Annotated in this window: 14 protein-coding genes, 1 pseudogene and 1 riboswitch; of the genes and pseudogenes, 8 read left to right on the top strand and 7 right to left on the bottom strand. The window is 39.0% G+C overall.

Features of this window, described 5'->3' with window-relative positions; genetic code table 11:
- Position 1 precedes the first annotated feature (1 nt).
- The 4 genes from thiS to thiC are packed head-to-tail and all read right to left on the bottom strand — an operon-like array spanning position 2 to position 3,519.
- Complete coding sequence (gene thiS / locus ARADI_RS07445; protein WP_032116426.1) at positions 2 to 202, bottom strand: sulfur carrier protein ThiS; 201 nt, start codon at positions 200 to 202, stop codon at positions 2 to 4.
- 2 nt (positions 203 to 204) lie between these two features.
- Positions 205 to 954 carry a HesA/MoeB/ThiF family protein gene (locus tag ARADI_RS07440; protein ID WP_119711661.1) on the bottom strand — a complete coding sequence of 250 codons (750 nt, stop codon included), beginning with the start codon at positions 952 to 954 and terminating at the stop codon, positions 205 to 207.
- The gene (gene thiE, locus ARADI_RS07435; RefSeq protein ID WP_119711660.1) at positions 947 to 1,600 is read right to left on the bottom strand and encodes a thiamine phosphate synthase; all 654 of its coding nucleotides are present in this window, start codon (positions 1,598 to 1,600) and stop codon (positions 947 to 949) included. The genes ARADI_RS07440 and thiE overlap by 8 nt, the downstream gene beginning before the upstream one ends.
- Positions 1,597 to 3,519 carry a phosphomethylpyrimidine synthase ThiC gene (gene thiC / locus ARADI_RS07430; RefSeq protein WP_119711659.1) on the bottom strand — a complete coding sequence of 641 codons (1,923 nt, stop codon included), beginning with the start codon at positions 3,517 to 3,519 and terminating at the stop codon, positions 1,597 to 1,599. The genes thiE and thiC overlap by 4 nt, the downstream gene beginning before the upstream one ends.
- 117 nt (positions 3,520 to 3,636) lie before the next feature.
- A riboswitch (TPP riboswitch) is annotated at positions 3,637 to 3,753 on the bottom strand.
- A gap of 176 nt (positions 3,754 to 3,929) precedes the next feature.
- Between thiC and nudC the strand changes: the two are divergent.
- The 8 genes and pseudogenes from nudC to ARADI_RS20875 all read left to right on the top strand — a co-directional run bounded on the left by nudC (position 3,930) and on the right by ARADI_RS20875 (position 8,595).
- Positions 3,930 to 4,715 (top strand): annotated as a pseudogene (gene nudC / locus ARADI_RS07425) (NAD(+) diphosphatase).
- A gap of 105 nt (positions 4,716 to 4,820) precedes the next feature.
- Positions 4,821 to 5,885, top strand: a complete 1,065-nt coding sequence (gene hemE, locus ARADI_RS07420; protein ID WP_119711658.1) for a uroporphyrinogen decarboxylase — start codon at positions 4,821 to 4,823, stop codon at positions 5,883 to 5,885.
- Positions 5,886 to 6,060: 175 nt separating this feature from the next.
- Positions 6,061 to 6,729: a deoxyribonuclease V gene (gene nfi / locus ARADI_RS07415; RefSeq protein WP_119711657.1), complete on the top strand. Its 669-nt coding sequence runs from the start codon at positions 6,061 to 6,063 to the stop codon at positions 6,727 to 6,729.
- Positions 6,730 to 6,803: 74 nt separating this feature from the next.
- Positions 6,804 to 7,391: a YjaG family protein gene (locus ARADI_RS07410; RefSeq protein WP_119711656.1), complete on the top strand. Its 588-nt coding sequence runs from the start codon at positions 6,804 to 6,806 to the stop codon at positions 7,389 to 7,391.
- A 221-nt stretch (positions 7,392 to 7,612) separates the two neighbouring features.
- A complete protein-coding gene (locus ARADI_RS07405) occupies positions 7,613 to 7,885 on the top strand; it encodes an HU family DNA-binding protein (RefSeq protein ID WP_119711947.1) in 273 nt (90 codons plus the stop codon).
- A gap of 164 nt (positions 7,886 to 8,049) precedes the next feature.
- Complete coding sequence (locus tag ARADI_RS20880) at positions 8,050 to 8,187, top strand: DUF1481 domain-containing protein (protein ID WP_119711655.1); 138 nt, start codon at positions 8,050 to 8,052, stop codon at positions 8,185 to 8,187.
- Between the two features lie 46 nt (positions 8,188 to 8,233).
- A complete protein-coding gene (locus ARADI_RS19615) occupies positions 8,234 to 8,515 on the top strand; it encodes a DUF1481 domain-containing protein (RefSeq protein ID WP_119711654.1) in 282 nt (93 codons plus the stop codon).
- On the top strand, positions 8,458 to 8,595 hold the full coding sequence (locus ARADI_RS20875; protein WP_119711653.1) for a DUF1481 domain-containing protein: 138 nt from the start codon (positions 8,458 to 8,460) through the stop codon (positions 8,593 to 8,595). The genes ARADI_RS19615 and ARADI_RS20875 overlap by 58 nt, the downstream gene beginning before the upstream one ends.
- A gap of 5 nt (positions 8,596 to 8,600) precedes the next feature.
- Here ARADI_RS20875 and purD read toward each other — a convergent pair whose 3' ends face one another.
- The 3 genes from purD to ARADI_RS07375 form a co-directional block, all read right to left on the bottom strand.
- Entirely contained in the window at positions 8,601 to 9,884 is a 1,284-nt protein-coding gene (gene purD, locus ARADI_RS07385; protein ID WP_119711652.1) for a phosphoribosylamine--glycine ligase, read from the bottom strand.
- Positions 9,885 to 9,900: 16 nt separating this feature from the next.
- On the bottom strand, positions 9,901 to 11,490 hold the full coding sequence (gene purH / locus ARADI_RS07380) for a bifunctional phosphoribosylaminoimidazolecarboxamide formyltransferase/IMP cyclohydrolase (RefSeq protein WP_119711651.1): 1,590 nt from the start codon (positions 11,488 to 11,490) through the stop codon (positions 9,901 to 9,903).
- 275 nt (positions 11,491 to 11,765) lie between these two features.
- Positions 11,766 to 11,909 (bottom strand): hypothetical protein, encoded by a 144-nt coding sequence (locus ARADI_RS07375; protein WP_182853148.1) that lies wholly within the window; start codon positions 11,907 to 11,909, stop codon positions 11,766 to 11,768.
- Between the last annotated feature and the right edge of the window lie 207 nt (positions 11,910 to 12,116).

The following is a 12,116-nucleotide window of genomic DNA, read 5'->3' as shown; positions in this document are numbered from 1 at the left end:
ATTAGCCTCCGGCAATGGCCTGGAATAGCAGGATTTTATCTTGGTGGTTAATATAGTGATGGTTCCAATCTTCACGGGGAATAATGATCTGATTAATTGCTATTGCAATACCTGATGCGTTAAGTTTCAGATGATCAAATAATTGGCTGATTGTGATCGCACTATTAAGTTCGATCAATCGATCATTTAGCATAATGTGCATATTTATCTCCTGGTTCCACAAACTAAACAGCTTTTTGCTTTGCTAAGTTGCAAGGTATTCCAGTTATGTTGTTTGCCATCGAATAATTTCAGTTTTCCATTGAGCGAAGAAGGTAAATTGATTAATAATTTAATCGCCTCTAAGGCTTGCAGAGTGCCAATAACGCCAACAATCGGTCCGACAACTCCTGCTGTGCGGCAGTTTTGATAGGGTTCATTGGTATCAGAATAAAGGCAAGCATAGCAGCCTTGGTGATAAGGCGGTTCAAGCACTAACAGTTGACCATTGAATCCTACTGCACTACCACTAATGAGTGGTTTTTTTTCTGCCACGCAAGCTGCATTAATTGCCTGGCGGGTTAACATATTATCAGTACAATCCAATACTAGATCCGTATTACGGACAAGTGGACGGAGAGAATGATAATGTTGTTTGGTATTAAATGTTTTTATCTTGATTTGTGGATTGAGCTGATTAAGTTGTTTTGCTGCTAATGTGACTTTAAGCTGAGAAACATCCTGCGTGTAGTAAAGAATTTGTCGTTGCAGGTTGGAAATATGTAGTTTATCGTTATCGGCCAACCAGAGTTCGCCGACACCGGCCGCCGCTAAATAAAGTGCCGCTGGTGAACCCAGTCCACCCAATCCTACAATAAGCACTTTGCTCATTGTTAATTTTTGTTGTCCTTTATTACCGATTTCTTCAAGTAATAGTTGGCGGCTATAGCGCATAAAAATAGCATCATCAAGCATCGATCATTTCCTTACCTTCGATGAGATAGAGTAACTGAGCAATAACTTTGCGCCAGTTAGTCGATTTAGTGATCGCGCTAACCATAGCAATACCCCCGACGCCAGTTGCAAGCACTGCAGGAACACATGCTAAAGAGATACCGCCTATTGCAATAGTTGGATAATCTGGTGTGTCATTAATCTGCTGTTTTAGGGTTACTAAACCTTGCGGTGAAGAGGGCATTAATTTTGTAGTAGTAGGAAAAATATGTCCTAATGCAATATAAGAGGGTTTTAATTGCTTTGCTTTAATCAGTTCTTGTTGATTATGTGTCGAAACTCCTAGGCGCAATCCCGCTTTTTGTAGGCGATTTAGATCAGTGAAATTAATATCCTCTTGCCCTAAATGGACGCCATAGGCGCCATGTTTTATGGCTAATTGCCAATAGTCATTAATAAATAGGCGAGCTTGATATTGCTGGCCTAGTATAATTGCCTGATTAATATCTTCTTCGAGGTTATTGGCTAATCGATCCTTGATCCTTAATTGAATAGTTGTAACACCGACGCTAAGCAAGCGCCTTATCCACTCAACGGAATCAACCACGGGATACAAGCCAAGTTTATGCTCCGTAGTTGCAAATGCGTGATCAGGCCATTTTGTCATCGGGAAATCGTCTCCATATCGTGGTATAGCTCACTGCCGTGGGCGCGAAATGTTACCGACATCTGTGCCATTTGAGCTGCATGCTCACGGACCTCTTGTGAAATTTTCATAGAACAAAATTTAGGGCCACACATTGAGCAAAAATGGGCGACTTTACCAGCGGCTTGCGGTAGTGTTTCATCATGGTAGGCACGTGCGGTTGTAGGATCCAGAGCCAGATTAAATTGGTCTTCCCACCGAAACTCAAATCTGGCTTTGGATAAGGCGTTATCACGAATTTGAGCCCCAGGGTGGCCTTTAGCCAGATCAGCGGCATGGGCGGCAATTTTATAGGTAATCAGTCCTTGTTTTACATCTTGTTTATTAGGTAAACCTAAATGTTCTTTTGGGGTAACATAACAGAGCATGGCACAGCCAAACCAACCAATTAAAGCAGCACCGATACCAGAGGTAAAGTGATCATAACCTGGTGCGATGTCGGTGGTTAAAGGCCCTAAGGTATAGAATGGCGCTTCATGGCAATGAGTTAATTCTTCCGTCATATTGCGGCGGATCATTTGCATTGGGATATGACCAGGGCCTTCTATCATAACTTGAACATCATATTGCCAGGCTACCTTGGTTAATTCGCCTAATGTATACAGTTCAGCAAATTGCGCTTCATCATTAGCGTCTTGTAAGGAGCCAGGCCGTAATCCATCGCCAAGGGACAAAGAGACATCATAAGCAGCACAGATTGTACAGATTTCGTCGAAATGGGTATATAAAAAATTTTCTTGATGATGTGACAAGCACCATTTGGCCATAATAGAACCACCGCGAGAAACAATACCAGTTAATCGATTAGCAGTCATTGGTATATAGCGTAGTAAGACACCGGCGTGGATGGTAAAGTAGTCTACGCCTTGTTCAGCTTGTTCAAGTAAGGTATCGCGAAATATTTCCCAGCTCAAATTTTCTGCAACGCCATTGACTTTTTCTAGTGCTTGATAAATTGGCACTGTACCAATAGGAACTGGGCTATTACGTAAGATCCATTCTCTCGTTTCATGGATATAACGGCCTGTCGATAAATCCATCACGGTATCAGCTCCCCAGTGAGTCGCCCAGATTAGTTTTTCAATTTCTTCTTCAATCGATGAAGTTACTGAGGAATTACCGATATTAGCATTGACTTTTACCAAAAAATTTCGACCAATGATCATCGGCTCGGATTCAGGATGGTTAATATTGGCGGGAATAATGGCACGTCCAGCGGCAACTTCTTGTCGAACAAATTCAGGGGTAATATTGTTTGTCAGGTTGGCATTAAAGCTTTGGCCTGGGTGCTGTTGAGTTAATATTTTATTATTGATACGCTCGCGTCCCATATTTTCGCGGATCGCAATAAATTCCATTTCAGGCGTGATTATCCCTTGACGGGCATAGTGCAACTGCGTGACTGTTTTTTCGGTTTTGGATTTTAATGGTTGTGGTCGGCGATTGAAGCGAAGATGATTCAATCCTGCATCAGCCAGTCGTTGTTGAGTAAAATAAGAGCTTGGTTTTTTAACTAACTCAGTATCATTGCGATCGAGGATCCAGTATTGGCGGCATTTTTTTAAACCCTCCTTAATATCTACAGTTACATCAGGATCGCCATAGGTGCCAGAAGTATCATAGACAGGTATTGCCTCATTCTCTACAAACAATGGTTTATCTTTTGTACCGCCAACCAAGGTAGGTGAAAGCTGAATTTCACGCATAGGAACTTGGGTATTATGGTGATAACCTGTTAAATAGATCCGTTTTGAATTGGGAAAGTTGATATTTTGTAGCTTATCAAGAAAACGTTGTGCCGCTTCACGTTGTGCTTTTCGTGGCGAAGTGTTATTGGTTTTAACGGCAATATCGCTGGTTGCAATAATATTTTTCGACATAGCAAATTCCTAAAATTATTATAAATGGTTCACGTAAGAGAGAAATTGCTTGTTTGGAGCTCGGTGAGAGTAATAGTATAATAATTGCCCTGTTTACTTTTGATAAGTCAAAATCGCAGGTCGGTTACTCTTGTTCCCTTCCCAGGTATTAGCCTGATCAGGTTCCGCGGACCCGAGTTAACGGTCTCAGCCTGTAGGTATTATTAAACCGACTAGGCACTCCGACAAGATGATGTCAGTATATAAGAGAGATAATGAAAACTGCAATGGATAACTTCTCCATCAAACAACTGTTAATCAAAATAGATACTTGATATTGATGAAAATGAGTTAGCCTATATTAACTGGGATTCAAGTAAGGCATATTTTCAAAATTCACTAATCAATAAAATATAGAAGAATTGAGCTATATGATTAGAAAAAAATTAACAGGAACAGAAACAGGCTGGTGGGTGGTTAGTTCTGCTGGTCGAATTTGGTTGCCGAATGGTGATTTACCGAAAGGTTCCGCCCAATTTTGGTCGTTAACAGGAAAAGAGGCACTCCCTATTGGTGAATGGCAAGAGGAAACGATTTGGTTAATTATAGCAAAATCACCAACGGATATGTGTTCGCTGCGATGGATTGCCAGTCAAGATCAGGGGCTATTGAAACTAGTTGGACGCGGTATTCAACTGGTAGAGTTTTATCGTTCGCACCATTATTGCGGGCTATTGTGGCAACAAAATGACAGCTAGCTTAACCGAATGGGCATGCTTGTGTAGTCATTGTCATGAATGCTATTATCCGCAAATTGCGCCCTGTATTATTGTTGCTATTCGACGTGCTGATCATATTTTATTGGCTCAACATCGGCGTCATAAAAAAAAGCCAATATTTACTGTATTAGCAGGATTTGTTGAACTAGGTGAAACTATTGAAGAAGCAGTGACAAGGGAAGTGAAAGAAGAGAATAATATTATCATTAGTAACATTCATTATATCCTTTCACAGCCATGGCCTTTTCCTCATTCATTAATGATCGGTTTTCTGGCTGATTATGTCGGTAGTGAAATCCAGGCTAATCCTAATGAATTAATTAGTGCGGGACTGGTATCATCATGATAAATTACCGCTCTCGTAATACCATAGCTCGTCGTTTAATTCAAGATACACTGGCTTTATGTCGACAAGAAAATGATAACTTATACAAATAATATTAATCACGCTATATCTAAGTTGTTGCTGATTTAAGCAACAATAAAAAGGCAAATACACGATGATAATTGGCAATTTCTAATTGCCATTTAATGGAGCTAATGATGTTTGCATTAACAAATGATCGCTACTTACGTGCGCTATTACGGCAGCCAGTTGATAAAACCCCTGTATGGATGATGCGCCAGGCTGGTTGTTATTTACCAGAGTATCGAAAAATTCGTCAGCAAGCCGGTGATTTTCTCTCATTGTGCAAAAATACCGAGTTAGCCTGTGAAGTGACATTACAACCGCTAGATCGTTTTCCATTAGATGCGGCGATCCTGTTTTCAGATATTCTTACTATTCCTGATGCGATGGGGTTAGGTCTTTATTTTTCAGCTGGAGAAGGGCCGATGTTTCAGCGTCCAATTGATTGTTTGGCTGATATAGAGAAACTGCCAATTCCTGATCCTGAGCAAGAATTGGTTTACGTAATGAATGCTGTACGTGCTATCCGCAAGGCGTTACAAGCAAAAGTGCCATTAATCGGTTTTTCTGGTAGCCCATGGACGTTGGCAACTTATATGGTAGAAGGACGAAGCAGTAAGGCTTTTACCCATATTAAGAAGATGATGTATACGGAGCCAAAAGCGTTACATCTATTATTGGATAAGTTGGCCCAAAGTGTCATTCTTTATCTAAATGCTCAGATCCTGGCTGGTGCTCAATCGGTGATGATTTTTGATACTTGGGGTGGTGTATTAACCGGGCCTGATTACCATCAATTTTCTTTACATTACATGCATCAGATCATTGATAGTCTACAGCGAGAACATGAAGGACGTAAAGTCCCGGTGACATTATTTACTAAAGGCGGTGGCCAATGGTTAGAGGCAATGGCTGCGACCGGTTGTGACGCGTTAGGGATCGACTGGATGACAGATATTGAAGAGGCTCGTTCTTGTGTAGGAGATAAGGTTGCATTACAGGGAAACATGGACCCTTCTATATTATATGCATCAAAAGAACGTATCGAGTTTGAGGTTAAAACAATTTTAAAGCAATTCGGTCAGGGCAGTGGCCATGTTTTTAATTTAGGTCATGGCATTCACCAGGATATTCCACCTGAGCATGTTAAAAATTTTATTAATTCAGTACATAAATTATCAGAGCAATATCATCAATAAGTAAGGTTTATCCAAACAAAGAAAATGCCGATAAATAATAATTGTTATATTTTTTTATTTATTATTAAATCTATATTAAATATTTACAATTATTTAAATGTATTTTTTAAATTTTGTATTATAAAACAAATAATAAAATATATTTATATAAAAATTTTTTAAGTAAAAAATAAATATGATTGATACCAAATTATTACATCAGGAACAGACCACAAAAGCTAAACAAATTATTCTTACGGATAATTTTGCTACCCCTAATCTTATTGCTGGTGCTGATGTTGTATTGGAAGAAAAAGGTACTATAACCCGAGCCGCAATGGTTGTTATGCACTGGCCTTCACTTGCTATTGTTGAATATCATATTGCCCGTATACCGACTGAATTTCCTTATATTCCAGGTTTACTCTCTTTTCGAGAGTATCCTGCACTACTGGCGGTTTGGGAAAAACTGCAACATAAACCCGATTTTGTTATGGTTGATGGCCAAGGAATAGCCCATCCTCGTCGTTTTGGGGTAGCTAGTCATTTTGGGCTTTTATTAGATATTCCAACGATTGGTATAGCAAAAAATCGTCTATGTTGTCATCATGAAGCTTTAGATGAAATAGTGAAAAGCTGCCAACCATTGAATGATAATAATGAGCAAATTGGTTGGGTGTTTCGTAGTAAAAAAAGATGTAAACCACTTTATATATCACCTGGCCATAAAATAAGTTTAGATGCTTTACTATTATGGGTTAAGCATTTTATTAAAGGTTATTGTTTACCTGAACCTACTCGTTGGGCTGATGGAATCGCTTCTAATAGAGCGTTTTTTAATCGAATGAAACAGAATTTGGCATAATTAAAGTTAAAATATGTGGAACCTGTTGATTTTCAGGTAAACTTCGGCGTAAAACGTAAGTGAGTAGAAATTTGATGTTAAGAAACCCCATTCATTTGCGGTTGGCAAAATTAGATAGTTGGCGGCATATTACTTTCATGGCCTGTTTATGTGAGCGTATGTATCCTAATTATCAATTGTTTTGTAAACAGACGAGCTTTTTAAATCCAATACGTTATCGTATTATTTTAGATTTAATCTGGGAATCACTGATTATTAAAGATAGTAAAATTGATTTTGATAATCAGTTGGAAAAGTTAGAGGAAGTTGTTCCCGTCGCAAATGATTTTGATATATACGGAGTTCATCCTGCTATTGATGCATGTATTGCTTTAAGTGAAATAATTCATTCTTACTTAAGTGGGGAAACATTAGAAGGTGCTATTGAAGTAAGTAAAATTTCGATTCGAACTATCGCAATGTTTGAGATGACTCAGACAGGTAAAGAGATGTCTGATGAAGAACTGAAAGAATTGCTTACCATTGAAGAAGAATGGGATATTCAATGGGAGATTTACCGTTTACTTGCCGCTTGTGAAGAGCGGGATGTAGCGCTGATTAAAGGATTAAAATCCGACCTCCGTGAAGTAGGGATCAGCAATATTGGCATTAAGGTTACCTAATTTCCGTTCATAGTGTTTAAAAACGTGATTTGGTACCATAAATACTGATTTTTAACGCTTCACATTCGCCTATACTATGCTTTACAGTGAAGGTGGAGAGGAGTACTTTCGGGACGTATATTAAGAATTAATAAGTTCTACATATCCAACGTACTCGATGCTATGCAAATGATAAACACACTGTGTAAGGATAACTTATGAATAAGACTGTAAATAAGAACATGAATAAGGGTCATGTAATTGAATGTGTCGCGCAAAAGGCAAACTTGACTAAGACTCAAGCTAAAAGTGCGTTAGAAGCAGTCATTGAATGTATTACAGATGCATTGAAAGAAGGTGAGCAAGTTCAATTCGTTGGTTTTGGTACTTTTAAGATTAATTATCGTGCAGCTCGTACTGGTCGTAATCCTAAAACAGGTGCAGAACTCAAGATTGAAGCCGCTAATGTACCAGTATTTGTTGCTGGAAAATCACTGAAAGAAGCAGTTAAGTAATTCAGTTGCGAAAAAGAATATTCAGAGGGGGTATTACACCCCTTTTATTGATTGGGCATATCCTCATTTTACTGGGCGCTTGCACCGGTAAACCTAAAATGCCCGAATTTAGCGCAAGTGGATTTATTTCTGACGCCGGCCCGTCGTTAGGCTATGGTGCTTAAATGATCAAAAAAGCAAACTGTCAAGTAGTTGTCGCTGTATATAGTCCTTACCAAGGCAAAGATACTACCATTACTTTCTTTGAATATCGTCAAAATAAACTTTGGCAAATTTCAAATTTGGTAGCATCAATCTTTTGACTATAAAAATAAAGAGCAACAACAGCTAAGATTTGATCAAATCAAAATGACCATATTATTTTTTATGCAGCGCATAATAAATAATAACAAAATTTCTTTAACTAAGGATGATATTGTTCGCTGGCTATTTGAATCAGAGCGTTTAATTGAATTGAGCAACACACTTATTGCTGGTAATGTTCATCTTTACCAAGGTCATTGGCGTCAAGGACAAATTATAACTTGTAGTGGTGAAAAACGTGATACATCGTTTACCGCTCAAGCTGAAAATTGGTTGCTTCAAAAAAAGCGAAGACTAGTTCAGATGACTTGGCTATTTCCTGGTTAGAAGCACCAGAGGGCAACGAGTTATTGCTCGTTGCCAATGAGAATTTCTGTTTATGGGCGCTAACAAAAGAGAAACTTTAAATTTTTTATTTTAAACGAGCGAGTGCTCGATAACCGATATCATCCCGATAGAAACAACCCGTCCAGGATATTTTTTCTGCTTTCTGATAAGCAGCTTTTTGGGCATCAAGAATTGTCTTTCCAAGCGCAGTAACACACAGCACACGGCCACCGGCAGTAATGACTTGATTTTGCTTTAATTCTGTTCCAGCGTGAAAAACTTTACACATTTCTACTGGTTTATCATTGATCCCTTCAATAATATCATCTTTACGATAATTGGCCGGATAACCTTCAGCGGCCATGACAACACCTAAGGCAGAGCGTTCATCCCAAAATGATGTTTTACCCGCTAATTCTCCTTTAGCGCCGGCTAGACAAAGTTCTACCAGATCAGATTGTAAGCGCATCATAATGGGTTGTGTTTCTGGATCACCAAATCGACAATTAAATTCAATAACCTTTGGATTTCCTTGTTTATCTATCATTAATCCCGCATATAAAAATCCTTGATATCGCCGATCTTCGAGCGCCATACCTTTTACCGTAGGATAAATAATTTGATCCATTACATGCTGATGAATAATGTCTGTGACAACCGGAGCAGGAGAATATGCGCCCATTCCACCCGTATTTGGCCCGCTATCATTATTACCAACACGCTTATGATCTTGGCTTGTTGCCATAGGAATGACATTCTCACCATCAACCATTACGATAAAACTGGCTTCTTCGCCGTCAAGAAACTCCTCAATAACGATACGGTGACCTGCTTGGCCAAATGCATTACCGGCAAGCATATCATGAACAGCATTTTTGGCTTCTTCTAAAGCCATAGCAACAACCACGCCTTTACCTGCGGCTAGCCCATCAGCTTTAATAACAATCGGAGCGCCCATTTTGTTTAAGTAGGAGAGTGAGGGCTCAACTTCAGTAAAATTCTGGTAAGTGGCGGTCGGAATATGATGACGAGTAAGGAAATCTTTTGTAAAAGCTTTAGATCCTTCTAATTGTGCTGCTTTTTGACTGGGACCAAAGATCGTTAAACCGGCATGTTGAAAAGCATCAACAACGCCTAGAATTAAGGGGGTTTCTGGTCCAACGATCGTTAAACCAATATTATTATTTTTGGCAAAATCGACTAATCCAGTAATATCTGTTATTGGAATATTAATATTGGTTAGATTTTTTTCTAGTGCAGTTCCGGCATTACCGGGTGCAACATAAACCTTGTCAGCGAGAGGTGATTGTGTTGCTTTCCATGCTAAAGCATGCTCACGACCGCCATTGCCAATAATTAAAATATTCATGTTATTGCTCCCTAAATTAATGGCGGAAATGGCGCATATCAGTAAAAGTCATCGCGATATCATGTTCATTAGCTGCGGCTATGATCTCATCGTCACGAATTGAACCGCCTGGTTGGATAACACAGGTTATGCCGGCGGTAGCGGCGGCATCAATACTATCTCGGAATGGAAAGAAAGCATCAGATGCCATTGCACATCCGACAAGATCTAAATTTTCATCCTGCGCTTTTAATGCTGCGATTTTTGCTGAATAAACTCGGCTCATTTGTCCCGCACCAATACCGACTGTCATATTATTTTTGGCATAAACAATGGCATTGGATTTTACAAATTTTGCCACATGCCAGCAAAATAGGGCATTATCTATTTCTTGTTCGCTTGGCTGACGTTTGGAAACGACACGCAGATCAGCTTTGGTCACTAAACCTAAATCGCGATCTTGCACCAATAAGCCGCCATTTACGCGTTTGAAATCTAAACCTGCAATAGGTGAATGCCATTGGCCACAGGCCAGAATACGCACATTCTGCTTGCTTGCAAGTATTGCAAGCGCAGCTTCAGTAACCGCAGGTGCAATAATGACTTCAACAAATTGACGCTCAATAATTGTTTTAGCCGTATTTGCATCTAATTCACGATTAAATGCAATAATACCACCAAATGCAGAGGTTGGATCAGTTTTGAAAGCATGATCGTAAGCGGCACAGATATCAGTACTGACCGCAACACCACAAGGATTAGCGTGTTTGACAATGACACAAGCCGGTTTGGAAAAACTTTTTACGCACTCCAAGGCTGCGTCAGTATCAGCAATATTATTATAAGAAAGCGATTTGCCTTGTAGCTGTCTTGCTTTAGCGACAGAAGCTTCTAATCTATTTTCCTCTATATAAAAAGCCGCAGCTTGATGACTATTTTCGCCGTAACGCATATCCTGCTGTTTAATAAAATTCAGGTTCAATGTACGAGGAAATTTTCCTGAAGGCTGGTTCATCTCACTATAATAAGAAGGTACTAACTTACCAAAATAATTAGCAATCATTCCATCATAAGAGGCAGTATGTTCAAAAGCTTTAACTGCCAAGTCAAAGCGGAACATGTTAGTTAGAGAATTTTGCTGATTATCCATCTCTTTGATGATTTTGTGATAATCCTGACTATTAACCACGACCGCCACATCTTTATAATTTTTAGCAGCAGAACGGATCATGGCTGACCCACCAATATCAATATTTTCAATGGTATTTTCTAGCGTACAATCTGGCTTGGCAACAGTTTCTGCAAAAGGGTAAAGATTAACAACAACCATATCAATTGGCATAACTTGATGTTGCCTCATTATTTCGTTATCTTGCCCGCGCCGGCCGAGAATACCACCATGTACTTTCGGATGAAGCGTTTTGACACGGCCAGCCATCATTTCTGGCCATCCTGTATAATCGGAAACTTCTATAACAGTTAACCCGGCTGCTAGCAATAATTTAGCTGTACCGCCGGTAGAGATAAGTTCAACCTTACGTTGAGATAAAGCTTTAGCAAATTCAACAATAGCTTCTTTGCCAGAAACACTCAGTAGAGCACGCTGAATAGGGCGGAGTTGTGGCATGAAATAGATCCTTGGAATAATAAAATGCTTTAAAACATTAATTAAATTTTATTGCTATTGGCTATTACAAATGATATTCGAAAATAACTAGTTTCAATCAAATATTTTTTGTCGCAAACGCAATTGTAACGCAAACGTTTGCGTATTTCGCTATAATTTTTGTTATTTTATTTTTTAGATAATTCTGTCAATAATTCGGTATAATATAAATACTTTGCTGTTTAATTATGCAAAATTAAGCTTGCCAGCTGCGTAAAACTGCCTATAATGCTCCCCTACTGAGTCAGTATAGAACGAATAAATTGAATTGAATTTTCTTGACGCAGGGTAAAAAAAGGTAAAAATAACCACTTGACTTTACAGGTGAAAAGCGTAATAATACGCCAGGTAGAACGCTCTTTAACAATGTAATCAGACAATCTGTGTGGGGCACTCGCAAGACATCATCAAAAAATATTTGATTTTAAAGTCTTGAAGAGTGACAAAACAGTTAATTCATATATGAACTAATATGCAGTAACGTTATTTTTGGTCGGCAGTAGTAAAGGTGGTCAAACATCGGCAAAGCAAGTTGAACAAAAGGGCGTTACGATCAGTAAAACATTCTTTGAGCATCAAGCTTTTAA

The sequence above is a fragment of the Arsenophonus endosymbiont of Aleurodicus floccissimus genome, from assembly GCF_900343025.1.
GTDB lineage: Bacteria > Pseudomonadota > Gammaproteobacteria > Enterobacterales > Enterobacteriaceae > Arsenophonus.
This window is presented reverse-complemented; position numbering and strand designations above follow the sequence as displayed.